Genomic DNA, 24,765 nt, shown 5'->3' with positions numbered 1-24,765 from the left:
CTCAGCCCTTTCGCGGATAGTCGATGAGCCCGAAGGTCGCGGGCGACGGCCTCTGGCCGGTCCCGCCGCGGGATCCGGCGACGGCAGGGGCGGCTGGCGCGCGCCGCGACGACTCCTGACCGACCTCGGCGGCATAGCGAAGCTCCGCTTCATCGCTGTTGGCGCCTTCCACAACACCCCAGACCTGCCAACCCCTTCGGCCGAGAGCGGCCACGCGGAGTGCCTGCGCTTCGAGGCCGATGAAGATATATAGGAAAAAGGAAAGGAGCGGCGCGAGCATGGTGAAACCGGGCAAGGTGCCGAGGCCGGCCAGCAGAAGTGCCACCGCAACGAAGGCAAGAGCCTCGAGCCACATGCGGTGCCAGAGAAACCAGAGCAGTGGCATGATCAGCGCGAGGAGCGAAAAGCCGTCGCGGATCACGAGTGCTTTTTCCGCCTTGTCGGTCCGATCGCCGGGCGGCTCAAGGACGAGATAGCTGGCCATTTTGCCTCAACCGTTAAGCGTGCCCTTGCTGGAGGGGATCACGTTGAACTGTCGCGGGTCGGGCGACAGGGCCGCGCGAAGGACGCGCGCCACCGCCTTGAAACAGGTCTCGGCGATATGATGTGAGTTGCCGCCATAAAGATTGGTCACGTGCAGGGTAATGCCGGCATTCTGCGCCAGCGCCTGGAAAAACTCGCGAACCAGCTCGGTGTCGAAAGTACCGATCTTGGCCGAGGGGAACGTCACCTGCCAAACCAGGAAGGGCCGCCCGGAGACATCCACCGCGGCGCGGGTGAGCGCCTCGTCCATGGCAAGGTCGAGCGATGCATAGCGGGTGATGCCGCGGCGGTCACCCAATGCCCTGGCGATGGCCTGGCCGATCGCAATGCCGCAATCCTCCACCGTGTGGTGATCATCGATATGGAGATCACCTATAGCGGACACCTTCATGTCGATCAGGGAGTGCCGCGAGAGCTGGTCCAGCATATGGTCGAAAAAGCCCACGCCGGTGGAGATTTCGGAGCGACCTCCACCGTCGAGATCCACGGTGACAGAGATCTCGGTCTCGTTCGTCTTGCGGCTGACTTCGGCCTGGCGCGGGTTGCTGGCAGCCATGGCTTTCCCTTTGCTTTCCAAGAAGAGGCCCGCCTTTTAGAGCAAGTCTGTCGCGAATACCAGAAGCAGGACGGACTGCCCCTTCGCAGTATTTGCATTCCCTTACGAGCCTCTTACATAAACGCTCGAATTGGCGTCCGCGAGAGGCGCCCAGGAGCAATAATTTCATGAGCGATAATCTGACAATGCATGGAACCACCATCGTCACCGTCCGCAAGGACGGAAAGGTGGTGATCGCCGGCGATGGGCAGGTGAGCCTCGGGCAGACCGTGATGAAGGGGAATGCCAGGAAGGTGCGCCGGATCGGCAAGGGCAATGTGATAGCGGGCTTCGCTGGGGCGACCGCCGATGCCTTCACCCTGCTCGAAAGGCTGGAGAAGAAGCTCGAGCAATATCCCGACCAGCTTATGCGCGCCAGCGTGGAGCTGGCGAAGGACTGGCGGACGGACCGATATCTGCGCCGGCTGGAAGCCATGATGCTTGTAGCGGACAAGAATGTGACGCTGGCGCTTACCGGCAATGGTGACGTGCTCGAGCCGGAAGAAGGCGTAATGGCAATCGGTTCGGGCGGAAATTATGCGCTCGCTGCGGCGCGCGCACTCATCGACACCGACAAAAGCGCCGAGGAAATCGCGCGCAAGGCGATGGAGATAGCAGCAAGCATCTGCGTCTACACAAACAGCAACGTCGTCGTGGAAACGCTGGATGCCGGATGATCCCGCCATTCGCTTCGAGCCGGTGAGAGCGGAACATCTGCCGATGCTTCGCCGCTGGCTCGAAAAGCCGCATATGCGGGAATGGTGGGGCGAGACCGAGGAGGAGCTGGGCTTCATCCGGGACATGGTGGAAGGGAAGGATTCGACGCGACCCTTCCTCATCATGCTCGAAGGAGCTCCGGTTGGTTACATCCAATACTGGTTCATCGGCCATCACCAGAATGCCGATTGGATCAAAGACAATCCTTGGCTCGCCGAGCTGCCGTCGGATGCGGTGGGTATCGACCTGTCGATCGGGGATCCCGAGAAGCTCTCGCAAGGTATCGGCTCGCGAGCCCTTTCGGCCTTCGTTCGCAAACTGCGGGACGACGGTATCGAGACCATCATCATCGATCCGTCCCCCGATAACGCGCGGGCGGTCCGAGCCTATAGAAAGGCAGGCTTCCGCCCCATTCCCGAGCTCGAAGGACGCACCGGCGACGTCCTGATCATGCAATACGACCCGAACACAGACGAGAAGACGATATGAGCAATTTTTCACCCAGAGAGATCGTGTCCGAGCTCGACCGCTTCATCATCGGGCAGAAGGATGCGAAGCGGGCGGTCGCGATCGCGCTACGCAATCGCTGGCGGCGCCAGCAGCTCGAGCCCGGGCTGCGCGAAGAGGTGATGCCGAAGAACATCCTGATGATCGGCCCGACAGGCGTCGGCAAGACAGAGATTTCGCGCCGGCTGGCCAAGCTGGCTGGCGCTCCCTTCGTTAAGGTCGAGGCTACCAAGTTCACCGAGGTCGGCTATGTCGGCCGCGACGTGGAGCAGATCGTGCGCGACCTCGTGGAGGTGGCGATCGCCCTTACGCGCGAAAAGATGCGCGAGAGCGTGAAGGCGCGCGCCCATCTCAATGCCGAGGAACGCGTTCTGGAGGCGCTGGTCGGGCGCACAGCGAGCCCTGCCACGCGCGACAGCTTCAGGCAAAAGCTCAGGAACGGCGAACTCGACGACAAGGAGATCGAAATCCAGGTCGCCGACACCGGCGGCGGCATGGGCAGTTTCGAGATTCCCGGCATGCCCGGTGCGAATATCGGCGTGCTCAACATCAATGACATGCTGCAGAAGGCCATGGGCGGCGGCCGAACCAAGACAGTGAAGACAACCGTCAAGGAATCCTACAAATTCTTGATCAATGACGAGTCGGACAAGCTGCTCGACCAGGACGAGGTGGTGCGGCGGGCGCTTTCCTCCGCCGAGAATGACGGAATCGTCTTCATCGACGAGATCGACAAGATCGCCTCCCGTGAAGGCGGCCTCGGCGCAGGCGTCTCCCGCGAGGGCGTGCAGCGCGATCTCCTGCCGCTCGTCGAAGGGACGACGGTCGCCACCAAATACGGGCCGGTGAAGACGGACCACATCCTGTTTATCGCCTCCGGCGCCTTTCACGTTTCGAAGCCCTCGGATCTGCTTCCAGAGCTTCAGGGACGCCTTCCGATCCGTGTCGAATTACGGGCTTTGGAGAAGGAGGATTTCCGCAGGATCCTGACTGAGACCGAGGCCAGCCTCATCAAGCAATACATCGCCCTGATGCAGACCGAGGGCGTGGAGCTGGAATTCACCGAGGATGCCATCGACCGTTTGGCGGAGATCGCAGTCGATCTCAACGCGAATGTCGAGAACATCGGGGCGCGCCGGCTGCAGACCGTCATGGAGCGGGTGCTCGATGAGATTTCCTACAATGCGCCGGATCGTTCGGGCAGCAAGATGGTAATCGACGCTGCCTATGTAGACCAGAATGTCGGCGATCTCGCCAAGAATACGGATCTCTCCCGTTTCATCCTGTGACATGGATGACACGAACGACGCGGGCGCTCCCGGGCGATTTAAATTCGCTCGACTTGAGCGCCCGCTTTCCGTAGGGTCCGGCCATATCTGAAATGGTCGAGTGGGGCGATGGCTTTTCAGCGCGGCACCCTTTTTGTCCTCTTTTTAGCTCTGACGGCGACCACCGTGCAGGCGGCCACGCTTGTGCCCGCGGGCAATCGCAATGAAGAGCAGCCACCTATCCCCGGCGCCTCTGCAAGAAGAACCGGTGCCGCCAAGACAACCTTCGAAGCGAAATACCAGAAGGTCTACCAGCTCCTGAAAAGGGATGACGCGCTCAGGTCCAAGATCCGGGAATCGGCCGCACAGTACCGAATCGATCCCATTCACATCGTCGGCGCAATCGTTGGCGAGCATACCTACAACGTCGATGCCTACGACCAGCTCCAGACATATTATGTAAAAGCGGTCTCCTATCTGCGGAGCAGCTTCAACTTTTCCTACAAGGGCGAGTCACTGGACGACTTCATCAGTCGCCCCGAATTCGATTCCTGCAAGAAATTTTCGGAGAGCTACAGCCTGTGGAGCTGCCGGGAGGCAGTTTGGGACCACAGCTTCCGCGGCAAAGCGGTCGAGGGAAAATCGTTTCCGAACGATCGCTTCAGTGCCGTCTTCCTGCAACCCTTCTTCGCTGGGCAGACTTTTGGGATCGGGCAGCTCAATCCGCTGACCGCGTTGCAGCTGACGGATATGGTCCATCGCATATCGGGCCATGAGAAACTCGATCACCGCGACCCCCAAGGGGTCTATCGTGCAATCATGGATCCCGACATTTCGCTCGACTATGTAGCCGCCATGATCGACAAATCGATCGAGGCCTATGCCGAGATCGCCGGCTTCGATATCAGCAAAAATCCGGGCCTGACGGCGACATTGTACAATCTGGGAAATCCTGAAACGCGCGCAGCGAAGCTTGACGCCGAAAACAGGCTGCGGCGCCAGCAAGGCCTTCAGCCGCGGTTCCCCGAAGAGAATTATTACGGCTGGCTAATCAATGAAAAGCTTAAGGATCTGGAGGCCCTCGCGGCCGAATCCTGACATTCCGGAGACCGGCACCGGCAGCTATTTGACGCGAGCTTGCTTCCGCTCCAGAATGTCGCGCAGCGCACGATAGAGCTGAGCGAGTTCGTCCTCGTCGAAATCCGCGATGTTCTGTGCCAGGAGGTTGGCGATCGCCGTGGCCTTTTCGGGAAGGCCCCCCGTGTCCACCACGATCCGTGGGTGGGATAATTCAGCGAGACGCTGCAATTCGTCTGCTTCATCCCAGATGACGTTGAAATAGCCGATGATCTTCTGCACCATCGCCCAATTGGGCGGGCTGCGACGGCCGTGCTCCAACGCGGAAAGATAGGCTGGGCTTACACCCAAGGCCGCGGCCATTTCCTTTTGGCTCAGGCCCCGAGCGCGTCGGAGCGACCGTATCTTGGCAGCAAAGGGTGTCACCGCCGAGCCTCCGGCCGGCGCAGACGCACATAAAGCGCGCCCCCGCCGCCATGGTTCCGCGCCGCTTCCTCGAAGCCGCCGACAATGTCTGAAAATGGCGGCGTGGAGAACCATTGGGGCACGGCGCGGCGCAAGACACCTTCGCCGCTGCCCTTACCTTTGCCTGTTATCACCAGCACATAGCGACGCTCTCCGGCGAAGGCCTGTCGCAGAAAGGACAGGAGAAGAGAGTGGGCCTCGGCCTGGGTAAGACCGTGCAGATCCACACGCCCCGCAATATCAATGCGGCCGCGCGCCAATTTCTCTCGCGTGGGCGCGTCGAGACGGCGGGGATTCTGCCGGGAGGGCGGCACCGGAGGCGCGGTTTGTGGAGAAGCTTCTTGCAGGGGTGGAGCGGGCGCTTCCTGGAAACCCTGCTCGCGGGAAGAGATCTCTTCCTCGGGATACGCTTTCCCGGGTAGCGGTCTTGCCGTGCGGGCGACACGGCTCCACAGAATCCTGTCTTCCGCCGACAGTTCCTTTGGCCTAGCCCGCTTCATGTGGAGGACACCAGGGACCGTGGCAGAAAAGCATAGAAATCCGCGGGATGGCGGATCGTGCCGGCGATTTCACCGGCCTCCTTGCCTGTGCCCACGAAGAGATCGCCCCGAGCAGCACCGACGATGGCGGAGCCCGTATCCTGCGCGATCATCAACCGACGGAAGGGCCGACCATCGACGTGCCTTAACTCCGGTGCGTGAATGAAAAACGGAGTCCCGAACGTATGGAGCTGCCGGTCGACTGCAATGGATCGCCCCGGCTGGAGCTGCACCTTGGCTGCCGCGACCGGCCCAAGATCCGCTTCGCCGAGGGGAGTCTCGCGAAAAAAGATGTAGGACCGGTTGTGCCAGAGAATTTCGTCCTGCCTTTGCGGATTCCGGGCGAGCCATGCGCGGATAGACTGCATCGATACTTCTTCAAGCGGGATTTCGCCCAAATCCGCCAGGAGGCGACCGATCCCGGTAAAGCGGTGGCCCGCCTTTGCGGCATAACTAACCCGCATTTGCCGGCCGTCGGTCAGTCGAAGGCGGGCCGCACCCTGAACGTGAATGAAAAAAGCATCCACGCGATCTTCCAACCAGCAAAGTTCCAGGTTGCGGTCATCAAGCACGCCTTTGTCGATCGCCTCGCGATCCCAATAGGGAGCAAGCCCGTCGGCAGTGTGGCGGGCAAATGCCAAATAGGGGTCAAACCCCTGCGGCCGGTTTCCATCGTCTACGTCGACAAGATCATCCGGCCGGCGATAAAGGGGCACTTTGAAGCGGTCCGAGCGACAGAGGGACGCTTCGACCTCAGGCTCGTAGTAACCGGTGACCAAACCCTGCGCAGCGGACTCCGGCTCGACGTGAAAAGGGAGAAAATGATCTTCAAAGAAGTCGCGGGCCTCGGCGCTGCCAAGCGGCTGCCTCAAGGTCCGAGCCTGAGCATAGGCCGCGGAAAACACTTCCGCGGCAACACCGAGGCTCCCTGTTCTGTAAGGTCGCACTTCCGCAACAAGCCCGGATCGGGCGAAGGCGGCAAGGGCTTCTGAAAGCCCACCATCCTCCGACCAGCCGGGCAAATCGCGGTAAGAGACCGCGCGAAACCTCCCGGAAAGGCTCATGGCGCCTCTCCACACCGGCTACGGGGGCCCAAAGTCTATTCTTCCGCTTCGGTGGCCACCAATTTCCAGTTGGGATCGCGCGAGCGTGTATCGCGCGCGAAGGTCCAGACATCCTTGACCTCTGCCACGGTTTCCGGGTCGCCGTCGATAATGCTGCCGGCGCTGTCGCGCGTAGCCGAGATCAACTCGCTCACGATCCGCAGCGTTATGTGGGCCTCGCTGCCCTTCATCTCCGCGCCGATTATGGCGGCCTTGTCGATCCCGACGAAAGAGGACTCGATCTTCTCAGACCGTCTCTCCCGTTCATCGATGGCGGAGACAAAACCTTCGTAGACGTCGCGCGACAGGAGGTTCTTGAGCGTGCGCCTATCGCCGTCGGCAAAAGCCATGACGATCATTTCATAGGCCAGCTTGGCGCCATCGACGAATGTATTGGGATCGAAAGAAGCGTCCGCGTCCTTGATCGCACGCAGGCCTCGGTTCAGTTCGGTGCCGGGCTGGGCGACTTTGTCGATAACAGAATAGCGCTCTTCGGCAGGTTCTGCGGATCCCTTGCGTCGCGGCAGGGCGACCACGGTGTCGTTCTTGGCTGGCTTTTCCCCTTCCGCTGGGCGGGTGCGGCCGGCCGTATAAGGGTCGAAGGGCGGCCTCTCGTTGCCCGTCCGCCGGCCGAGCACGTTGCGCAACTGGAAGAAGATCACAACTGCCGCGACCAAGAAGAAGATCGTGCCAAAATCGAAGAATTCCATATTGTCCGCCAAAGCCGCTCTGTCGTGTTGCGCCAGCCTATAAGGGATGAGCCCGAATGCAAGGGCACGGCGCTGCCGCGATTACATCCATATAGAACTCCAGATGCAATGGTTCAAATCGTCGGCGCGCATTCCTATGTTTAAAGCTAAGGATTCTGGCAAGCCCGGTACAGAGAGGTCAGAGCAAAACGTGCGTTTCTCCATCATCCCGTTCCTCCTCCTCGGCATTCCGCTTGCTGAAATCGCCGTTTTTGTGATCGTCGGGCAACAAATCGGGTTATTTCCCACCTTGGGGCTCGTGATCGGAACAGCTGTTCTAGGATCCATTCTCCTGCGCGTGCAGGGCTTTGGCGTTCTCTCGCGCATGCAGCGGGAGTTGGCCGAGCGTCGCCTGCCAGGCCGGGAGCTCGTGCATGGCGTAATGATCCTGCTGGCCGGCCTGCTTCTCGTGGTGCCAGGCTTTGTCACCGACATATTGGGCCTGCTCCTTTTTATTCCTCCCATACGCGATCTGGCCTGGCGTTTCCTCCGCAGCCGCGTTGTCGTCATGTCGCCTACGGATATGAGCGGCACGAGCCGCCATGACCGGCGGCCAGGCAAGACGATCGATCTGGACCTGGAAGATTATTCGAGTTCTGAAGGGAAAGATTCTCCCTGGCGGGGCAAATAGCCGAGAAGAAAGCTCCGCAGGCAATCCAAACTTGTATTGCCCTGGTCAGCGTGCTAGCGAACGCCTCGATTTTTGCAGCCCAAGCGGGCGGCGCTACATTCCAGAGGATCCAGGCGAATGGCTGACCAGCCCAGCGAAAAAGACGACGCAAAGCAGACGGAAGCGACCAACAATGCCGTTCCGGCCAGCTTGAGTGTGCTGACGCAGTATATCAAGGACCTCTCGTTCGAGAGCCCGGGCGCTCCTCAGTCCCTACGGGCGCGTGACAAGGCGCCGTCGATCAACATCAATGTGAACGTCAACGCCAATCCCTTGGGCGGTACCGACTACGACGTGCTCCTCACCCTTTCGGCGAAGGCGGAAGCGGAGAGCTCAGTTCTCTTCAATGTGGAACTCGTCTATGGCGGTGTCTTCCGCATCCAGGGCTTCCCGCAGGAGCATATGCTCCCGCTCCTCTTCATCGAGTGCCCGCGCCTGCTCTTCCCGTTCGCAAGGCAGATCATCGCCGACGCTACGCGTAACGGCGGCTTCCCGCCACTCATGATCGACCCGATCGACTTCGCTCGCATGTTCCAGCAGCGACTGGCTGAGGAAGAAGCACGCCGGAAAGTGCAGGTCTCCTGATACGAGACCTCGAGACCAGACGGGAGCCGGGCAAAATGCCCGGCTTTTTTATTGGGCTCAGGCGATTTCAGCCTGCTCCAATGGCTCGGCTGGCGCCAGCTTGCGCCACAACGCATTCTCGCCAAGCCCTGCGACAAGAGCTTCATGGGCCTGGCGCTCCTCCGCGGTAAGCCGGGAAGCAAGGGGCCGGGGGCGAGGAGGAAGCGCGACGACAACGCTGCTGCTGGTTTCCTCGGCGAGCCCTTGCGTGGCGATCTCAAGTCCGAAGCTCGCCTGCTTACCGCCGACGAGTTCAATATAAACTTCCGCAAGGAGCTCCGCGTCGAGAAGCGCGCCGTGCTTTGTGCGGTGGGAATTGTCGATGCCATAGCGCCGGCACAGCGCATCCAAGGAATTCGGCCCCATCGGATGCTTCCGGCGGGCGATCGCCAATGTGTCCACCACGCGCGATGGATCGACAAAGGGCTGGCTCAGCCGCTGAAACTCGGCATTGATGAAGCCGATATCGAAATTGGCGTTGTGGGCAACAAGCTTTGCGCCATCGATGAATTCGAGAAACTCATCCAAAATGGCCGCGAAAACAGGTTTTCCGACCAGATCCGCGTCGGAAATGCCGTGCACGGCCTGCGCGTCGGGATGAACGGAACGCCCCTGTGGATTGATGAAATAATGCATCGTCCGCCCTGTGGGGAAGCGATTCACCAGTTCCACGCAGCCGAGCTCGATAACCCTATCCTCGCGCGGATCAAGGCCGGTCGTTTCCGTATCGAAGATGATCTCGCGCATCCGAATCACTCCCCGCACCCAGCATGGGCCATGCTTCGTCACCGTTGCAAGTCCAGCCCAAGAATAAGCTGTCAGCCCTTTGTCAGCTGACTTATGATATCTCGCACGGCCTCGCGTGCTGGCTCGAGACCTCGGCTGGTATCGATAACGAAGTCGGCCCGCTTCCGCTTTTCCTCGTCCGGGACCTGACGAGCAAGGATTTTTTCGTATTTTTCCTCAGTCATGCCTGGGCGCGAAAGCACGCGCTCCCGCTGGACATGAGCCGGAGCGGTAACAACGGCGATCTTGTCGACACGGCTCGTGCCATCTGTCTCGAACAACAAGGGGATGTCGAGCACGACCAGCGGTGTTCCTCTTCTGCGGTGATCCTCGACGAATCGGTCTGCATCCCTGCGTACGAGCGGATGGATAAGTCTTTCGAGCTTCGAAAGTGCTTCCCGGTTTCCAACCACCGCCTCGGCGAGCCGGGCGCGATCCACCTTGCCCGCTATCGCGGTTCCGGGAAAATGCTCTTCCACGATGGGTACGGCCTCGCCTTCATAAAGCTTATGCACAGCCGCATCGGAATCATGAACGGGAACCCCTTCCGCCTCGAACATCCCGGCCGTTGTCGACTTGCCCATGCCGATCGAGCCGGTAAGGCCGAGGACGATCATTTCTCGGTCTCCAGGTCCGCCATAACGATCTCGCGAAGACGCGGCGTAACCTCCGGCCGCACTCCGAACCATCGTTCAAAACCGGGTACCGCCTGGTGCAGGAGCATCCCGAGCCCATCCACCGTGCGCAATCCTCGCGCCGCAGCCGATGCGAGAAGTGGAGTCTGGATAGGGACATAGACGATGTCCGTGACGGTCGCCGAGGCCGGAAGGGGAGAAAGATCGATTGCCGCTTCAGGACCGCCATGCATTCCAAGGGAAGTCGTGTTGATGAGAAGTGTCGTGTCCGACAGGAGTTCGGGCAAGGCTGGCCAGTCATGGGCACTGGAGCCCCCTCTGAACCGGTCCGCGAGAGCCTGCGCGCGCGCAAAGGTGCGGTTGACGATGCGAATGTCGCTCACGCCGCGGCTTTGCAACGCGTGGACGATGGCAAGTGCTGCACCACCGGCGCCGAGAACGGTCGCGACGGCGCTCTTTTCCCAACCAGGCGCTGCAGCATCGAGATTGGCGGCGAAGCCGTAAGCATCCGTATTGCCGCCCATCACCCGGCCGTCGTCGAGCCAAAGCGTATTCACCGCACCAATGATTTCCGCCGCTTCGTCGCGCGCCTCTACAAGGCGCCAAGCGCTTTCCTTATGGGGAATGGTGACGTTGCCGCCTACATAAAGGCGCGGGAATTCCTGGACGAAGGCCTCGAAGACATCCGGCGCGATATCACGCCGCTCGTAGTGCCCTTCGATCCCAAGCTCGCCCAGCCAGTAGTTGTGGATGATCGGCGAACGGGAATGCGCGATCGGGTGACCGCAGACGAAAGCACGCGGGGGAAACTCAGCCATCGATGACCTTCAGTTCGCGGAGCTTCGCCAAGAGTGGGAGAAGCGGCACGCCGACAATGGTGAAATAGTCGCCTTCGATTTGCTCGAAGAGTTGAATTCCTTCGCCCTCGATCTGATAGGCTCCAACGCTCTTGAGCGCCTTGTCGCCAACACGCGCCAGATATCGACCGATAAAGGCGGGTGCGAGTGGCCGCATGGTCATCCGCGCGATCGATACATGACGCCACACGGTTTTTCCTTCGTGGGCCAACACAATCCCGCTGTTCAAGAGATGTGTCTTCCCGGAAAGCGCCAGAAGAGCACGACGCGCCTCTTCCATGTCATTCGGCTTGTGGAAGATCCTGTCCTCAAGAGAGAGCGTCTGATCCCCACCGATGACCCAAGCTCCAGGATCGCGTGTGGAAACGTCAACTGCTTTCGCCTCGGCGAGGATGAGAGCGACCTCGTCCGGGGTTACGCCCGTTCCCTCCAGCGGGGCCTCCATCGAGCGCTCGTCGACTTGCGGCGCTTCGGACCTGATAGAGAGGCCGGCATTCTCCAGGAGATGTTTGCGAAAAGGACTCGTGGAGGCAAGGACAATCGGGGGAAATTCCATAAGCATTGTCTTCTCCAATCCGGTTACCAGGGCTTTCCCCGCAGAGCCAGAATGGCGGCCGCGGTTTCTTCGATCGAACGACGCGTTACGTCTATCACCGGCCAGTTATGCCGATTGCAGAGCTGCCGAGCATAGGCCAACTCGCGGGCGATCTCCGCCCGATCGACATAGGTATCGAAATCCACCGCTGTGGCACCAAGAAGGCGATTCTGCCGCACTTGGGAAATGCGCTCCGCCGAGGCTACGAGCCCTACCACCAAAGGCCGCTTCGCATTCAGCAGCGGCTCCGGCAAGGGAACATCCAGGACGATGGGCACATTCGCCGTCTTGATGCCGCGGTTTGCGAGATAGATGCTGGTCGGCGTCTTTGAGGTACGGGAAACGCCCACCAGGATAATGTCGGCTTCCTCTACATCGTAGGGAAGTTGGCCATCATCGTGCTCCATCGTGAAGTTCAGCGCATCGATGCGGCGAAAATATTCGGCGTCTAGCACGTGCTGCGCACCCACGCGCCGGCCTGCAGGCGTTCCGAGATAGGACTGGAACACGGTGAGGACAGGCTCGAGAACAGATACGCATGGCAAGCCCATTGCCTGGCACCGCTCGTCCACCTGGCGCGCGAGCTTTTGGTCCACGATCGTGTAGAGCACGATACCGGGTTCCTCGTCGATCGCAGTGAAAACCTTCTCCAGTTGCTTCTCCGTACGTACCAGCGGGTAAATGTGCTCGATGGCGCGAGCATTCTTGTATTGGGCGGCAGCGGCCCGTCCCGCCGCCAGAAGCGTTTCGCCGGTAGCGTCGGAAATCAGGTGGAGATGAAAGAAGCTCTGCGGCTTATGCACAAATACACATCCGGTCTGTGGAGAAATGTTGATAGCCTGCCAAACATCGCTTGGCGAGATTCCAACGTTGGAAAAACCGGAGCTTCATCCACACCCCAGGCCCGATGGGATATTGGTTTTCGGCTGTGCAGAACAATGTTGATGACGGATTATATCCCCATTACCTCGCGTGGAGGCTCTTCCTTGTCATGTTTCTTAAGTATTTGATTATGCTTCAATTTCTCGTTTGGTCACCAGAGTTCCCCACAGCGAGCAAACTTGTCACGCGGCAATATGCTCCTGGCGACGGAACAGGAGTCAGTGGACAGGATTTAATCCACACTCCAAACAGAGTCATAGAATCAGAATCCTTTTAGAGTTCTTTAATTATTTGGTTAGGAGACCTGAGACGTGGCGGAACGGAAACTCCTGGACGTGCTGGACGGGAAGACCATTTCCCCCCCTCCGATCTGGATGATGCGCCAGGCGGGGAGATACCTTCCGGAATATCGGGAAATGCGGAAGAGAGCGGGAAGTTTCCTCGATCTCTGCTACAACCCCGATTTCGCCGTTGAGGTGACGCTGCAGCCGATCCGCAGGTTCGGATTTGACGCAGCTATTCTCTTTTCCGATATCCTTGTCATTCCGCATGCGCTCGGACGTGACCTGCGCTTTGAAGAGGGTGCTGGTCCGCTGATGACCCCCCTTCGGGCAGACGAGATAGGAAATCTCGACATCGGCACGGTGCACAGCCACCTGCAGCCGGTCTATGAAACCGTTCACCGGCTAAGGAGAGACTTGCCGGCGGAAACGGCACTGATCGGATTTTGCGGCGCACCCTGGACCGTCGCCACCTATATGATTGCCGGCCGGGGCACGCCCGACCAGGCTCCCGCGCGGTTGTTCGGGCACAGGCATCCAGAAGCGTTTGCCAGCCTCCTCGAAATTCTCGCGGCCGCATCTGCCGATTATCTCATCCGGCAGATCGAAGAGGGTGCCGATGTCGTGCAGATATTCGACTCATGGTCCGGTGTGCTTGATCAGGCAACTTTCGAGAACTGGTGCGTCAGGCCCGTTGCGGAGATCGTCCGCCGCGTGCGGCAGAAATATCCTGATGTCCCTATCATCGGCTTTCCGAAGGGTGCGGGGTGGTTTTATCGCGAATATCGGCAGAAAACCGGTGTGACGGGCCTCGGCCTCGACTGGACCGTTCCCTTGGATGCGGCACGCGAACTCCAGGCGGGAGGCGCGGTCCAAGGGAATCTCGATCCGACACGCCTGATCGCAGGAGGAAGGGCGCTTTCGGAAGGCATCGAGAATATCCTTGGCGGCCTGGGCAGCGGCCCTCTTATTTTCAATCTCGGCCATGGTATTACGCCCGAGACTCCCATTGAGCATGTGGAGGCTATGATTCGGCAGGTGCGCGAGGGAAAATGACAACGGTCGACAGCAGAACCGCGGGCAGCACGGCAGCGCGACGAGCGATGATCTCGCTCGCCATCTTCGCCCTCCTGGCAATCCTTCTTTTCGTCGCCGCGCCTGATGGGCTTTATCTGTGGATAAAGGCCTTCCACGTCGTCGCGGTGATCTCTTGGATGGCGGGGATGCTCTACCTGCCGCGACTGTTCGTTTATCACTCGGAAGTCGAGATTGGATCGGCGCAAAGCGAAACCTTCAAAATGATGGAATCGCGTCTGTTGCGGCTCATCATCAACCCCGCGATGATCGCGACATGGGTTTTCGGCCTGTGGCTTGCATGGAAGGGGTTCGACTTTACTGGGGGCTGGTTGCATGCCAAAATCGCGCTTGTGATCCTGCTCTCAGCTTTCCACGGTTATCTCTCCCGTTCTCAAAGGCAGTTTCAGGCCGATCGAAATACGAAATCGTCTCGTCACTGGCGCCTGATGAACGAAATACCCACCCTTCTCATGATCGTGATCGTGATTTTGGTGGTCGTGAAGCCTTTTTAGGCTCGTTCAGCGTTCCTATCTAAAGGTGAAGCTGTCTGCGGGTTTTCTGCCGGACTGAGCAAGACGTAAAAAGCCACCTTGCTCTTTCCGTCCTGGAGCGATAAAAGAGTTCTCCCTCCCTTAAGTCCGGTACCGTTCTTACCGAAGTCTCGGACGCTGCAGGCCCGCAAGAGCGCCCAGCAATCTTTCCTGGTATCCAAATGCTACAAACAGAGTCCGCCCCTATGCAGGAAATGAAGCTTCAGGAGCTGAAGAGCAAATCGCCGACTGACCTGATCGCGTTTGCGGAATCGCTCGAGGTCGAGAACGCCAGCATCATGCGAAAGCAGGAGCTGATGTTTGCGATCCTCAAGAAGCTCTCGATGCAGGATATCGAGATCATCGGCGATGGTGTCGTTGAAGTTCTGCAGGATGGTTTCGGCTTCTTGCGCTCGGCAACGGCAAATTATCTGCCCGGCCCGGACGATATCTATATTTCTCCCTCTCAAATTCGTCGCTTTTCGCTCAAGACGGGCGATACCGTCGAGGGTCCGATTCGCAGCCCTAAAGAGGGAGAGCGCTATTTCGCTCTTCTCAAGGTCAATACCATCAATTTCGAAGATCCCGAGAAGATCCGTCACAAGATCCATTTCGACAACCTGACGCCCCTCTATCCAGACGAGCGGTTGAGGATGGAGATCGAGAATCCGACGACGAAGGATCTCTCGCCGCGGGTTATCGATCTTGTGGCGCCGCTCGGAAAAGGCCAGCGCGGGCTCATCGTGGCGCCGCCGCGGACGGGTAAGACCGTTCTTCTTCAGAACATCGCCCATTCGATCACCACCAATCATCCCGAGTGCTATCTCATCGTGCTGCTCATCGACGAGCGGCCGGAGGAAGTGACGGACATGCAGCGTTCGGTAAAGGGCGAGGTCATATCCTCCACCTTCGACGAGCCGGCCTCCCGCCACGTCCAGGTAGCGGAGATGGTGATCGAGAAGGCAAAGCGATTGGTCGAGCACGGGCGAGACGTCGTCATTCTGCTCGATTCGATCACCCGTCTCGGCCGCGCCTACAACACGGTTGTGCCTTCCTCGGGCAAAGTGCTGACCGGCGGCGTGGATGCGAATGCCCTGCAGCGGCCGAAGCGCTTCTTCGGTGCTGCGCGAAACATCGAGGAGGGCGGTTCGCTCACAATCATCGCAACAGCGCTGATCGATACCGGCAGCCGTATGGACGAGGTGATTTTCGAAGAGTTCAAGGGCACGGGCAATTCCGAGATTGTGCTTGACCGTAAGGTGGCTGACAAGCGCATCTACCCGGCTATGGACATTTTGAAGTCGGGTACCCGCAAGGAGGACCTTCTTGTGCCGCGGCAGGATCTGCAGAAGATCTTCGTTCTTCGCCGAATTTTGGCGCCGATGGGCACGACCGATGCCATCGAGTTCCTCATCGACAAGCTCAAGCAGACCAAGGGCAATGCCGAGTTCTTCGACTCGATGAACACCTGAAAGGTCTCTGCTGCGCCTTCACCAGCCGGCCGATCTTCTCCGTGCGGCTTTTAGGTCTGCCTCCAAGTCTGTTCCGGTGCGGATTGGGGGCAGACAGATCTGACCGATGCAAAGCCACGCGCCGGGAAAAGAACGATCGACTTCTATTTCAGAAGCAAGTTCTGCGGCAGCCTTTTCCGGCCCCAGGATGATGTCGCTTCGTCTGGGGTCAGGTATTCGATTCGCTACCGGAACAAACTCAGTGCGGGTGGGATCGTTTAGAAGAAGCTTGATGGGGCGTTGCGCGAGAGCAGAGGCCGTGACAATGCCTAGCTGACCATAGGGCTGGTTGCGCGTGCGGGCGAGCGCCGTTTCCGCCACGCGTACAGCTTTCTCGTAGATCTTGTGGTCACCGGAAACTGTCGCGAGTTGCGTCAGCGCGGTTATGATTTGGGCGGTGGCCGAAGGTACAGCATCATCAACATCTCCGCGTATGCGGATGGGCACATCGTTGTTGTCCGATGCCGTAAGATAGTACCCCTCGCGAGCATCGCCAGCGTGGTACCGTTCCAGCATTTCTACCCATTGCATGGCCTGCGAGATAAGGTTTTCCTCTTGTAGTGCACCATGCAGTGAGACGGCCGCGGAGATCATGGCCGCGTAATCACTGGCGATTGCTGGGAACAGGCGTCGCCCCTCCCTGATGCTGTGGGGAAGCCGCCCTCGCTCCATTGATTCGCACACGAAACGAAACGCGCCCCGTGCTGCATCCAACCATTCCGGGCGGCCGAACTGGCGGCCAGCGATCGCAAGCGCTGCGATCGTAAGTCCATTCCAGTCAACCAGTACCTTATCATCAAGTCCGGGGCGGACCCGCTTTCCGCGGGCTTCCAGGAGATGATCGAGAAGTTCACGCAGCCGTTGTTCCTGTTCAGGGGGCTGAAAATCCGGGTGAAGCAGGCGATGCAGGATCGGATTGCCCTCCCATGCTTCTGGACTTGTCAGCGAGTATGTGGCCAACAATTCGCGGGCTGCATCCTCACCCAGAACCTCTTTGATCTTCTCGTCGGACCAAAGATAAAATTTCCCTTCTTCGCCTTCTGAGTCTGCATCGAGGCTGGATGCGAAACCGCCTCCCTCGACGCGCATCTCTCGCAGAAGCCAACCAACCGTCTCTTCGATTCGCCTCTGAAATAGATAGTCTCCCGTCTCAGCATAGGCGTAACAGCACAGGCGAATGAGTTGGGCATTATCGTAGAGCATCTTTTCAAAATGAGGGACCAACCATTGCGCGTCGGTCGAATAGCGTGAGAGCCCGCCGCCGACATGGTCGTAGATTCCGCCGGAGAGCATGTAGCGGAGAGACAAGAGTACCGAGTCGCGGTGGTGTTCCGTTCCGTTTTCGAGCCAGTCGAGCCAAAGCAGATCGAGAAAAGGCGCATTTGGGAACTTCGGAGCACCTCGCAAACCGCCGAGCTGTCGATCCATCAGGGAGGCGATTTTGGCGGCGAGCTCGCCTAGCGGCGGGTCGCCTACACCCCTGTCCGTAATTGACGGGGCGAGGTTTGAATGAATATGGGTGGACACCGCATTGGCGCTGTTCTGGAGTTCCTCTTGCTTGTCCTCCCAGGCGGAATGGATCGCATTCAGCACCTGGATAAAGCCCGGCCGGCCAAATCTCGGCGTCTTCGGAAAATATGTACCGCCCCAAAATGGCTTGGCGTCGGGCGTTAGGAACATGGTCAAGGGCCATCCGCCCTGCTCACCCATGGCTGAGAGCGCCGCCATATAGATCTGATCGATGTCCGGCCGCTCTTCCCGATCGACCTTGATGTTGACGAACAACCTGTTCATCACCTCCGCCACTTCGGGATCTTCAAAGCACTCATGGGCCATAACATGGCACCAGTGGCACGCTGCATAACCGACGGAAAGGAGAATGGGCCGGTTGAGCGACTGGGCCTCCTCCAACGCTGCGCGAGACCAGGGGCGCCAGTGAACGGGATTGTCCTTATGCTGTACGAGATAGGGACTTGTCTGCTCGCCCAGCAGGTTCTTTTCGGATAAGACCACTTCCATCTCCCTATATGACAGCCGTCAATTGAAAGTTAGAGCGCCTGCCGTGCCTGATCAAATGCAAGTTCGCGATACAATCTTTGCGCTTTCGAGTGGCGCCTTGCCATCTGGAGTGGCCATCATTCGCATCTCTGGTTCCGCTACGCACGAAGTCCTGCAGCAAATGACGAGTGGTGTGCCCAAGGCGCGGCATGCGGTCCTGTCCAATATCAAGGGTCAGGATGGCGCGGTTCTGGATCGCGGCCTCTGCCTTTTCTTTCCTGGCCCAGCGAGTTTTACGGGCGAGGATTGCGCGGAGCTTCACCTCCATGGCGGACGCGCGGTCGTAGCGGCTGTCCTGGATCAGCTCGCTGGTTTTCCCAGGCTGCGCATGGCTGACGCTGGCGAGTTCACCAAACGGGCCTTCCTTAACGGGAAGATGGATCTTACCGGCGCGGAGGCACTCTCGGATCTCATCACTGCCGAAACGGAAGCGCAGAGGCGCTTTGCGCTGGTAAATAGCAGCGAGACGCATAGGCGTTTGTATGGGAGCTGGAGACGGCGACTAATCCATGCCCGAGCGATGATCGAAGCTGAACTCGATTTTGCCGATGAATCAGACGTGCCCGGTTCAGTTGCAGAGGCCGTGTGGCAAGACATCAGCAACTTAAGCAGGGAGATCAGCGATCACGCTTCGAGCTATAAGAGCGCGGAGATCATCCGGGACGGTTTCCAGGTCGTCATCCTGGGAGCACCCAATGCAGGGAAATCGAGCCTGCTCAATGCTCTCGCCAAGCGCGACGTCGCGATCGTCACGGATGAGCCCGGAACGACCCGGGATATTCTTGAGGTGAGCCTCGATATCGCTGGAATGAAGATCGTTCTTGCGGACACCGCCGGCATTCGGGAAGCAGGCGGGAGAGTGGAGGCATTGGGAATTGAGCGTTCGATCGCACGAGCCCGGGAAGCAGATCTTATTCTTCTCCTGGAAGACGTAACCAATCCCTCGCCGGTTCAAGGACTTCCGGAAAGGCCGATCCTCCGGCTGGGGAACAAAGCGGACCTCGCTTCGGGGACGAAGACTCTAAATTATGATTGCCTCATCTCTGCCAAGACAGGGCAAGGTTTGGACGAGCTTCTTGAGCTCATTCAGCGCGCATCAGCAGGATACCTAGATCGCGCAAGCGACGTCCTGCCTTTCCGCGCCCGGCACGTTGCTCTCCTTAACGAGGCTGTTTACCAGCTGCAAGCAGCAGTCCAAGCGGAGGAGCAAGGGCTGGAGTTGAGCGCGGAAAGCCTGCGGGCTGCGTCAGATGCTTTAGGACGTATTACAGGTGAGATCGATGTCGAAGACCTGCTCGATACGATTTTCTCCACGTTCTGCATCGGCAAATGATTCACGTGAAACACCCGCAGGAAGACCCACGTGAAACATGATTCACGTGAAACACTCCGGGCGAGTCGGTTTCACGTGAAACAGTGACTTGACTGCCGGTGCTGGTGCGCGCATCTGGAGTTATCACCAACGGGAATACAGATGAGCGAAATCTACGACGTTGTTGTCATAGGAGGAGGCCACGCGGGTTGCGAGGCGGCCGCTGCCTCGGCGCGCGCGGGAGCGCGAACAGCTCTCGTAACGCTGCGCCGTGACACGATCGGAGTCATGTCCTGCAATCCCGCTATCGGGGGGATCGGCAAGGGGCAGCTGGTTCGAGAAGTGGATGCCCTTGATGGCCTCATGGGGCGGATTGCTGACGCGGCAGGGATTCAGTTTCGGCTTCTTAACAGGCGCAAGGGACCCGCGGTTCGTGGACCTCGCACACAGGCCGATCGCAAGCTCTATCGACAGGCAATGCAAAAAGCTATCGCTGAACAGGAGAATCTTGAGGTCATCGAGGCTGAAGCGCATGAACTTGGTATCCAAGACGGTAGGATTACCCATGTCATCCTCTCCGGAGAGCGGCGTCTCGATTGCGGCGCTGTCGTGCTCACCACCGGGACTTTTCTTCGGGGCCTAATACATATCGGCGACCGGAAGATTCCCGCGGGTCGCGTGAATGAGCCGGCTGCGCGCAGGCTGTCGGCGTCCATGGAAGTGGCTGGTTTCAAGTTGGGACGACTGAAGACAGGCACCCCTCCACGGCTTGACGGGCGCACGATCGATTGGCAAGGCCTAGCGGTCCAGGAGGCGGATCCAGATCCCGTGCCGTTTTCTCTTCTGACCGATAAGATTGGGAATCCACAGATCGCATGCGGAATCACGCGAACCACTCCTGAGACCCATCGGGTGATCCAGGAGAATCTCGGCAAGTCCGCCCTATACTCAGGGCAGATCGAGGGGATAGGTCCGCGTTATTGCCCCTCGATTGAAGACAAGATCGTCAAGTTCGGTGAAAGGGACGGCCATCAGATTTTCTTGGAACCAGAGGGTTTGGATGACGACACGGTCTATCCCAATGGCGTTTCTACCTCGCTCCCGGAAGAAGTGCAGTATGCTTTCCTGAAGACGATTCCGGGGCTGGCCAACGCGCGGGTTCTGCAGCCTGGTTACGCAATTGAGTATGACCATGTTGACCCCCGCGAACTGGAACCTTCGCTTGAGACTCGCCGGGTGCGAGGCCTTTTTCTTGCCGGCCAAATCAATGGCACAACGGGCTACGAGGAAGCGGCAGCGCAAGGCGTTATCGCTGGAATTAACGCCGCCCGTGCCGCGTCGGGCACGAGTGTGGTCACTCTGAGTCGCACCGAGGCCTATATTGGCGTCATGATCGATGATCTCGTTTCGAGGGGCGTCACCGAACCCTATCGCATGTTCACGTCTCGAGCGGAATTCCGGCTTTCCCTTCGTGCAGACAATGCTGACGAGAGATTGACGCCGCTAGCTATGAAGTGGGGGGTGGCGTCAAGAGAACGGCGAGACTGTTTTCTGCGGTCTGAGCAAGAGCTTGCTGATGCCCGCGCACTTGCGCTTACGCGCGCCATAACACCGAACGAAGCCGATCGGCATGGAATTCAGCTCAATCGCGACGGTATTCGGCGCTCTGCTTATAATCTTCTCGCCTACCGGGATGTGACCGTGGAGCGACTGGCTTCTATTTGGCCCGAGCTGAATGCAATCAGCGCGAAGGTGGCTGAGCGATTAGAAACTGAAGCGCGTTATGCTGTCTATCTCGATCGCCAGGCGAGTGATGCGGAGCGGATTCGCCGCGATGAAAGTAAGGCCATTCCCGAGGATATAGATTACGCCTCGATCGCCGGCATCTCGAATGAGTTGAAGGACAAGCTTCGTCGGCGCCAGCCTCGGACTTTGGCTGAGGCGAAGCGCATTGACGGAATGACGCCGGCAGCATTGGCCCTTATCCTGGTCGCTCTACGTCGGGATGAGCAAATGCGGGGTGCCGCATGACGGCGGATCGGTACTCCGCGATCCAAGCAGTGGCAGGAGCCGTTTCACGTGAAACATTCGAGGATATCGAGCGGTTTGAGGCTGCATTCAGGAAGTGGTCTGCACGTATAAATCTGGCCGCGCCGTCCACTCTTCCTTATCTTTGGCAGCGGCATATTCTCGATAGTGCACAGCTCGTAGGGCTGGCTCCCGAGGCCAGGCAATGGCTCGACCTCGGCTCAGGCGGCGGCTTTCCGGGTGCCATCATTGCCATCTTGATGAAGGAGCGGAATGGCGCTCACGTGGATCTTGTCGAAAGCAGCCATAAGAAGGCAGCTTTTCTGAAGACCACCCTCGCAAGCTTGCAGGCGCCGGCGGCGGTTTATTCGCGACGAATCGAAGACTGCTATGCCGAAATCCGGCCTCCGGAAGTAATAACAGCACGCGCTTTGGCGTCTCTTTCCACCCTTCTTCGCCTGATAGAGCCGTGGATGCAAAGCGGTGCGCGCGCACTGTTGCATAAAGGTCGGGATTACCGGCGGGAAGTGGAAGAAAGCGGTGACGTCTGGCGATTCGATCTGTTAGAACACCGAGACAAGGTCGGGGGCGACGGCGTGATTCTGGAAATAAGCAATTTGCGCCGCCTCTAACGACTGCTGGTTCTTGGTGTCTTTGGTTGGCAGGGGCCTAATGAGCAAGCCTTCACGTATCATCACCGTCGCAAACCAAAAGGGCGGTGTCGGAAAGACGACTACGGCTATTAATCTCGCGACGGCGCTGGCTGCAATCGGCGAGCGTGTGCTGATCGTGGATCTGGACCCGCAGGGCAATGCGAGTACGGGCTTAGGTGTTGAGCGCCGGATAAGGCATCTTTCTTCCTACGATGTGCTGACGGGCGCTACGGATATCGACAGCGCAGCCATGGACACGGCTGTCCCGGGCTTGGCTATTGTGCCTTCTACGCTGGATCTTCTCGGAATTGAGATGGAGATCTCCAATGCCTCTGACCGCGTGCTGAAGCTGCGCCGGGCGTTGCGCGAGGCGCCCTCGGCCAAAGGCTTCTCCTATGTTCTGATCGATTGTCCTCCCTCGTTGAACCTTCTTACGCTCAATGCGATGGCCGCTGCGGATTCGGTCCTGGTACCCCTGCAATGCGAGTTCTTTGCGCTGGAAGGGTTGAGCCAGCTCCTTGAGACGGTAGAGCAGATCCGCGGCACGATTAACCCTGCCTTAACCATACAGGGAATCGTTCTTACTATGTTCGACCGCCGCAACAATCTCGCAAACCAGGTGGTTGAGGACGTGCGCGCACATATGGGCGAGACGGTTTACGAGACGGTAATACCGCGGAATGTTCGGGTGTCAGAAGCGCCGTCTTATGGAAAGCCCGCGATCCTTTACGATCTGAAATGCTCCGGTAGCCAGGCATATTTGCAACTTGCGTCGGAAGTGATTCGCAGAGAGCGGCGCTTGCGCGCTGCTTAACCCTGAACCTCTTGGATTGGTCTCCGTCATGACTGAAGATCTCTCGCGCAAGCGCCTCGGCCGTGGCCTCGCAGCTCTCATTGGGGAAATCGATAAGCCTGTGGTTCGCGAGCAGGAGGCTGTTCGTGCGGATCGTATGATTCCGATCGAATTCGTTTCGCCCAATCCACGCAATCCCCGACGCAATTTTGCGGAAGGGGATCTGGCCGAATTGGCCCATTCGATCCGGGAACATGGGATCGTGCAGCCGGTGGTGGTCAGACCGGCTGCGGCCCAGGGGCGCTATGAAATCATAGCGGGGGAACGCCGCTGGCGCGCGGCACAAAAGGCGGGGCTCACCGACATCCCTGTTATCATCCGCGAGGTGGATGATAAGGCAGCACTCGAACTTGCAATTATTGAAAACGTGCAGCGTGCGGATCTGAATCCGGTGGAAGAAGCGCGCGGCTATCAACAGCTCATGGATGAGCACAATTACACCCAGGCGGATCTCGCACAGGTGATCGGCAAGAGCCGCAGTCATGTCGCGAATACCTTGCGGCTCCTCAAGCTGCCGGATGCGGTTTTGGATCTGATCGTCGACGGCTCGTTAACGGCGGGCCATGCACGCACCTTGGTGACGGCAGCGGACCCCGCGGGCCTTGCCAAACTCATCATTGAAGAGGGGCTCTCCGTCCGTCAGGCGGAAGCGCTGGCAAGTGCACCGGAAGCAGAGGTGGCGAGGGCAAAGGAGCGGAGGGAGAAGGACGCCGATACGCTTTCTCTCGAGAAACTCCTCAGCGATCACACGGGATTGAAGGTGTCGATCAATCACAAGGAAAAGGGCGGTGAGATGCGCATTTCCTATCGCTCGCTTGAGCAACTGGACGAGCTCTGCCGTCTTCTGCAGCGCTGATATCTGTCTCGAGCCTTTCAGGTTTTGACGGAAGCCTATCCGGCATTGAAGTAGTTTCTGCATTCGGTTGGCTGGATCGAGGAGACGAGATGGCCGATGTGTCGCCAGGTGTCCTCGATGGTTCGCCTCTGGGCCTGGCGCATCCAGTGCTTGATCTTGGCCAAGGCCTGCTCGATGGGATTGAGGTCGGGCGAGTAAGGCGGCGGATACCAGAGCCTGGCATTGGCGGCGCGGATCATCTGGCGAATGGCAGCGGCCTTGTGGGAGGCGAGATTTGTCCATGACGACGATGTCGCCGGGTTCGAGTACCGGTACGAGCTGCTGCCTCGACATAGGCGCGGAAGCACTGGCCATTGATCGGCCCGTCGAACACGCAAGGTGCCGTCAGCCGGTCGCAGCGCAGCGCGCCGAGGAAGGTCAACGTGCGCCAGTGGCCGTGCGTAGCCGCGCAGGCGTTTGCCCTTTGGCCCCCAGCCCCGCAGCGGCGCCATGTTGGTCTTGATCCACGTCTCGTCGATGAACACCAGCCGCCGTGGATCGAGATCCACCTGAAAGGACCGCCAGCGCCGCCGCCTGTGGGCGATAACGGCGGGCCTGCTCAAGGGCGAACAGCGTTTTTTTGAACCGAAGCCCCTCGCGGCGCAGGAACTTCCGTGTCGTACGACACCTTCACGCCGCGCGCCGCCTGTTCATCCTTCAGGCCATGCAATGTCAGATGCGATGTCTGGTTGATGCGTTCGACGATGAACGCCCGGTGCAGCTCCAGAACGCGCTTGCGATGGCCACCCATCTTGGCCGGCGCCACCGAGCCGGTTGTCCCGGTAGCGCTGGTGCCACTTCACTGCCGAGGAAACGGCAACCCCGAAGCGGCTGGCAGCCGACCGGCAGCTCTCGCCGGCCTCGATCGCACCGACCACACGTGCTCGAAGATCATTGGATAGAGGTGCTGTCATCAGATGCTGGCCTCCACTCCAGCCAGCATCTTGAATCACAA

At 59.1% G+C, this 24,765-nt stretch carries 26 protein-coding genes and 1 pseudogene; 14 read left to right on the top strand and 13 right to left on the bottom strand.

The window, feature by feature from the left end; translation table 11 throughout:
* Nucleotide 1 precedes the first annotated feature (1 nt).
* Nucleotides 2-484 (bottom strand): DUF2628 domain-containing protein, encoded by a 483-nt coding sequence (locus CHEJ32_RS0114675; RefSeq protein WP_028034463.1) that lies wholly within the window; start codon nucleotides 482-484, stop codon nucleotides 2-4.
* Nucleotides 485-490: 6 nt separating this feature from the next.
* On the bottom strand, nucleotides 491-1,099 hold the full coding sequence (gene hisB / locus CHEJ32_RS0114670; protein ID WP_028034462.1) for an imidazoleglycerol-phosphate dehydratase HisB: 609 nt from the start codon (nucleotides 1,097-1,099) through the stop codon (nucleotides 491-493).
* Nucleotides 1,100-1,266: 167 nt separating this feature from the next.
* Between hisB and hslV the strand changes: the two genes are divergently transcribed.
* The 4 genes from hslV (at nucleotide 1,267) to CHEJ32_RS0114650 (ending at nucleotide 4,728) form a co-directional block, all read left to right on the top strand.
* Nucleotides 1,267-1,815: an ATP-dependent protease subunit HslV gene (hslV, locus tag CHEJ32_RS0114665; RefSeq protein ID WP_028034461.1), complete on the top strand. Its 549-nt coding sequence runs from the start codon at nucleotides 1,267-1,269 to the stop codon at nucleotides 1,813-1,815.
* Entirely contained in the window at nucleotides 1,805-2,344 is a 540-nt protein-coding gene (locus tag CHEJ32_RS0114660) for a GNAT family N-acetyltransferase (RefSeq protein WP_028034460.1), read from the top strand. Before hslV ends, CHEJ32_RS0114660 begins: the two co-directional genes overlap by 11 nt.
* The gene (gene hslU, locus CHEJ32_RS0114655) at nucleotides 2,341-3,651 is read left to right on the top strand and encodes an ATP-dependent protease ATPase subunit HslU (RefSeq protein ID WP_028034459.1); all 1,311 of its coding nucleotides are present in this window, start codon (nucleotides 2,341-2,343) and stop codon (nucleotides 3,649-3,651) included. The genes CHEJ32_RS0114660 and hslU overlap by 4 nt, the downstream gene beginning before the upstream one ends.
* Nucleotides 3,652-3,759: 108 nt before the next feature.
* Entirely contained in the window at nucleotides 3,760-4,728 is a 969-nt protein-coding gene (locus tag CHEJ32_RS0114650; RefSeq protein WP_028034458.1) for a DUF1402 family protein, read from the top strand.
* Between the two features lie 24 nt (nucleotides 4,729-4,752).
* On the opposite strand, the gene CHEJ32_RS0114645 is transcribed toward CHEJ32_RS0114650, so the two are convergent.
* From CHEJ32_RS0114645 to CHEJ32_RS0114625, 4 genes are read right to left on the bottom strand one after another with little or no spacing between them, the layout of a single operon-like run.
* Nucleotides 4,753-5,133: a helix-turn-helix domain-containing protein gene (locus tag CHEJ32_RS0114645; protein ID WP_028034457.1), complete on the bottom strand. Its 381-nt coding sequence runs from the start codon at nucleotides 5,131-5,133 to the stop codon at nucleotides 4,753-4,755.
* Complete coding sequence (locus tag CHEJ32_RS24915) at nucleotides 5,130-5,672, bottom strand: Smr/MutS family protein (protein WP_034658565.1); 543 nt, start codon at nucleotides 5,670-5,672, stop codon at nucleotides 5,130-5,132. The genes CHEJ32_RS0114645 and CHEJ32_RS24915 overlap by 4 nt, the downstream gene beginning before the upstream one ends.
* On the bottom strand, nucleotides 5,669-6,775 hold the full coding sequence (locus tag CHEJ32_RS0114630; protein ID WP_028034455.1) for a murein transglycosylase A: 1,107 nt from the start codon (nucleotides 6,773-6,775) through the stop codon (nucleotides 5,669-5,671). Before CHEJ32_RS0114630 ends, CHEJ32_RS24915 begins: the two co-directional genes overlap by 4 nt.
* Before the next feature lie 35 nt (nucleotides 6,776-6,810).
* Nucleotides 6,811-7,524, bottom strand: a complete 714-nt coding sequence (locus CHEJ32_RS0114625) for a Tim44/TimA family putative adaptor protein (protein ID WP_028034454.1) — start codon at nucleotides 7,522-7,524, stop codon at nucleotides 6,811-6,813.
* 190 nt (nucleotides 7,525-7,714) lie between these two features.
* On the opposite strand from CHEJ32_RS0114625, the gene CHEJ32_RS0114620 reads away from it, so the two are divergent.
* The gene (locus CHEJ32_RS0114620) at nucleotides 7,715-8,194 is read left to right on the top strand and encodes an FxsA family protein (RefSeq protein ID WP_028034453.1); all 480 of its coding nucleotides are present in this window, start codon (nucleotides 7,715-7,717) and stop codon (nucleotides 8,192-8,194) included.
* A gap of 117 nt (nucleotides 8,195-8,311) precedes the next feature.
* Nucleotides 8,312-8,818 (top strand): protein-export chaperone SecB, encoded by a 507-nt coding sequence (secB, locus tag CHEJ32_RS0114615; protein WP_028034452.1) that lies wholly within the window; start codon nucleotides 8,312-8,314, stop codon nucleotides 8,816-8,818.
* Between the two features lie 57 nt (nucleotides 8,819-8,875).
* Here the strand turns inward: secB and dnaQ are convergent, their stop codons facing one another.
* The 5 genes from dnaQ to CHEJ32_RS0114590 form a co-directional block, all read right to left on the bottom strand.
* Nucleotides 8,876-9,604, bottom strand: a complete 729-nt coding sequence (gene dnaQ, locus CHEJ32_RS0114610) for a DNA polymerase III subunit epsilon (protein ID WP_028034451.1) — start codon at nucleotides 9,602-9,604, stop codon at nucleotides 8,876-8,878.
* Nucleotides 9,605-9,675: 71 nt separating this feature from the next.
* Nucleotides 9,676-10,260 (bottom strand): dephospho-CoA kinase, encoded by a 585-nt coding sequence (gene coaE, locus CHEJ32_RS0114605; RefSeq protein WP_028034450.1) that lies wholly within the window; start codon nucleotides 10,258-10,260, stop codon nucleotides 9,676-9,678.
* A complete protein-coding gene (locus CHEJ32_RS0114600; protein WP_028034449.1) occupies nucleotides 10,257-11,096 on the bottom strand; it encodes a shikimate dehydrogenase in 840 nt (279 codons plus the stop codon). The genes coaE and CHEJ32_RS0114600 overlap by 4 nt, the downstream gene beginning before the upstream one ends.
* Entirely contained in the window at nucleotides 11,089-11,691 is a 603-nt protein-coding gene (locus CHEJ32_RS0114595) for a Maf-like protein (RefSeq protein ID WP_034658583.1), read from the bottom strand. Before CHEJ32_RS0114595 ends, CHEJ32_RS0114600 begins: the two co-directional genes overlap by 8 nt.
* 23 nt (nucleotides 11,692-11,714) lie before the next feature.
* Nucleotides 11,715-12,533 (bottom strand): pyruvate, water dikinase regulatory protein, encoded by an 819-nt coding sequence (locus tag CHEJ32_RS0114590; RefSeq protein WP_028034447.1) that lies wholly within the window; start codon nucleotides 12,531-12,533, stop codon nucleotides 11,715-11,717.
* Nucleotides 12,534-12,923: 390 nt separating this feature from the next.
* On the opposite strand from CHEJ32_RS0114590, the gene hemE reads away from it, so the two are divergent.
* From hemE to rho, 3 genes are all read left to right on the top strand, one after another.
* A complete protein-coding gene (hemE, locus tag CHEJ32_RS0114585) occupies nucleotides 12,924-13,949 on the top strand; it encodes a uroporphyrinogen decarboxylase (protein ID WP_028034446.1) in 1,026 nt (341 codons plus the stop codon).
* Nucleotides 13,946-14,482, top strand: coding sequence for a protoporphyrinogen oxidase HemJ (gene hemJ, locus CHEJ32_RS0114580; RefSeq protein WP_028034445.1), 537 nt, complete (start codon nucleotides 13,946-13,948; stop codon nucleotides 14,480-14,482). Before hemE ends, hemJ begins: the two co-directional genes overlap by 4 nt.
* A 224-nt stretch (nucleotides 14,483-14,706) precedes the next feature.
* The gene (rho, locus tag CHEJ32_RS0114575) at nucleotides 14,707-15,972 is read left to right on the top strand and encodes a transcription termination factor Rho (RefSeq protein WP_028034444.1); all 1,266 of its coding nucleotides are present in this window, start codon (nucleotides 14,707-14,709) and stop codon (nucleotides 15,970-15,972) included.
* Nucleotides 15,973-15,990: 18 nt separating this feature from the next.
* Here the strand turns inward: rho and CHEJ32_RS0114570 are convergent, their stop codons facing one another.
* Entirely contained in the window at nucleotides 15,991-18,030 is a 2,040-nt protein-coding gene (locus CHEJ32_RS0114570; RefSeq protein ID WP_028034443.1) for a thioredoxin domain-containing protein, read from the bottom strand.
* 55 nt (nucleotides 18,031-18,085) lie between these two features.
* Here CHEJ32_RS0114570 and mnmE point away from each other — a divergent pair, with 55 nt between their 5' ends.
* From mnmE to CHEJ32_RS0114545, 5 genes are all read left to right on the top strand, one after another.
* Nucleotides 18,086-19,402 (top strand): tRNA uridine-5-carboxymethylaminomethyl(34) synthesis GTPase MnmE, encoded by a 1,317-nt coding sequence (gene mnmE / locus CHEJ32_RS0114565; RefSeq protein WP_028034442.1) that lies wholly within the window; start codon nucleotides 18,086-18,088, stop codon nucleotides 19,400-19,402.
* A 141-nt stretch (nucleotides 19,403-19,543) separates the two neighbouring features.
* A complete protein-coding gene (gene mnmG, locus CHEJ32_RS0114560; RefSeq protein ID WP_028034441.1) occupies nucleotides 19,544-21,412 on the top strand; it encodes a tRNA uridine-5-carboxymethylaminomethyl(34) synthesis enzyme MnmG in 1,869 nt (622 codons plus the stop codon).
* On the top strand, nucleotides 21,409-22,041 hold the full coding sequence (gene rsmG / locus CHEJ32_RS0114555) for a 16S rRNA (guanine(527)-N(7))-methyltransferase RsmG (RefSeq protein ID WP_028034440.1): 633 nt from the start codon (nucleotides 21,409-21,411) through the stop codon (nucleotides 22,039-22,041). Before mnmG ends, rsmG begins: the two co-directional genes overlap by 4 nt.
* 40 nt (nucleotides 22,042-22,081) lie before the next feature.
* Nucleotides 22,082-22,876, top strand: coding sequence for a ParA family protein (locus CHEJ32_RS0114550; protein WP_028034439.1), 795 nt, complete (start codon nucleotides 22,082-22,084; stop codon nucleotides 22,874-22,876).
* Between the two features lie 28 nt (nucleotides 22,877-22,904).
* On the top strand, nucleotides 22,905-23,771 hold the full coding sequence (locus tag CHEJ32_RS0114545; protein WP_028034438.1) for a ParB/RepB/Spo0J family partition protein: 867 nt from the start codon (nucleotides 22,905-22,907) through the stop codon (nucleotides 23,769-23,771).
* A 35-nt stretch (nucleotides 23,772-23,806) separates the two neighbouring features.
* Here CHEJ32_RS0114545 and CHEJ32_RS26795 read toward each other — a convergent pair.
* A pseudogene (locus CHEJ32_RS26795) lies at nucleotides 23,807-24,724 on the bottom strand (IS630 family transposase).
* Nucleotides 24,725-24,765: the final 41 nt, after the last annotated feature.

Origin of the sequence: Chelativorans sp. J32, assembly GCF_000518985.1 — a bacterium.
GTDB lineage: Bacteria > Pseudomonadota > Alphaproteobacteria > Rhizobiales > Rhizobiaceae > Chelativorans.
This window is presented reverse-complemented; position numbering and strand designations above follow the sequence as displayed.

Excerpts from the sequence above, each read along its gene's own strand:
- CHEJ32_RS0114675 (WP_028034463.1), bottom strand. The coding sequence starts at position 484 with ATGGCCAGCTATCTCGTCCTTGAGCCGCCCGGCGATCGGACCGACAAG.
- hisB (WP_028034462.1), bottom strand. The coding sequence starts at position 1,099 with ATGGCTGCCAGCAACCCGCGCCAGGCCGAAGTCAGCCGCAAGACGAAC.
- hslV (WP_028034461.1), top strand. The coding sequence starts at position 1,267 with ATGAGCGATAATCTGACAATGCATGGAACCACCATCGTCACCGTCCGC.
- CHEJ32_RS0114660 (WP_028034460.1), top strand. The coding sequence starts at position 1,805 with ATGCCGGATGATCCCGCCATTCGCTTCGAGCCGGTGAGAGCGGAACAT.
- hslU (WP_028034459.1), top strand. The coding sequence starts at position 2,341 with ATGAGCAATTTTTCACCCAGAGAGATCGTGTCCGAGCTCGACCGCTTC.
- CHEJ32_RS0114650 (WP_028034458.1), top strand. The coding sequence starts at position 3,760 with ATGGCTTTTCAGCGCGGCACCCTTTTTGTCCTCTTTTTAGCTCTGACG.
- CHEJ32_RS24915 (WP_034658565.1), bottom strand. The coding sequence starts at position 5,672 with ATGAAGCGGGCTAGGCCAAAGGAACTGTCGGCGGAAGACAGGATTCTG.
- CHEJ32_RS0114630 (WP_028034455.1), bottom strand. The coding sequence starts at position 6,775 with ATGAGCCTTTCCGGGAGGTTTCGCGCGGTCTCTTACCGCGATTTGCCC.
- CHEJ32_RS0114625 (WP_028034454.1), bottom strand. The coding sequence starts at position 7,524 with ATGGAATTCTTCGATTTTGGCACGATCTTCTTCTTGGTCGCGGCAGTT.
- secB (WP_028034452.1), top strand. The coding sequence starts at position 8,312 with ATGGCTGACCAGCCCAGCGAAAAAGACGACGCAAAGCAGACGGAAGCG.
- dnaQ (WP_028034451.1), bottom strand. The coding sequence starts at position 9,604 with ATGCGCGAGATCATCTTCGATACGGAAACGACCGGCCTTGATCCGCGC.
- coaE (WP_028034450.1), bottom strand. The coding sequence starts at position 10,260 with ATGATCGTCCTCGGCCTTACCGGCTCGATCGGCATGGGCAAGTCGACA.
- CHEJ32_RS0114600 (WP_028034449.1), bottom strand. The coding sequence starts at position 11,096 with ATGGCTGAGTTTCCCCCGCGTGCTTTCGTCTGCGGTCACCCGATCGCG.
- CHEJ32_RS0114595 (WP_034658583.1), bottom strand. The coding sequence starts at position 11,691 with ATGGAATTTCCCCCGATTGTCCTTGCCTCCACGAGTCCTTTTCGCAAA.
- hemJ (WP_028034445.1), top strand. The coding sequence starts at position 13,946 with ATGACAACGGTCGACAGCAGAACCGCGGGCAGCACGGCAGCGCGACGA.
- rho (WP_028034444.1), top strand. The coding sequence starts at position 14,707 with ATGCAGGAAATGAAGCTTCAGGAGCTGAAGAGCAAATCGCCGACTGAC.
- CHEJ32_RS0114570 (WP_028034443.1), bottom strand. The coding sequence starts at position 18,030 with ATGGAAGTGGTCTTATCCGAAAAGAACCTGCTGGGCGAGCAGACAAGT.
- mnmE (WP_028034442.1), top strand. The coding sequence starts at position 18,086 with ATGCAAGTTCGCGATACAATCTTTGCGCTTTCGAGTGGCGCCTTGCCA.
- mnmG (WP_028034441.1), top strand. The coding sequence starts at position 19,544 with ATGAGCGAAATCTACGACGTTGTTGTCATAGGAGGAGGCCACGCGGGT.
- rsmG (WP_028034440.1), top strand. The coding sequence starts at position 21,409 with ATGACGGCGGATCGGTACTCCGCGATCCAAGCAGTGGCAGGAGCCGTT.
- CHEJ32_RS0114550 (WP_028034439.1), top strand. The coding sequence starts at position 22,082 with ATGAGCAAGCCTTCACGTATCATCACCGTCGCAAACCAAAAGGGCGGT.
- CHEJ32_RS0114545 (WP_028034438.1), top strand. The coding sequence starts at position 22,905 with ATGACTGAAGATCTCTCGCGCAAGCGCCTCGGCCGTGGCCTCGCAGCT.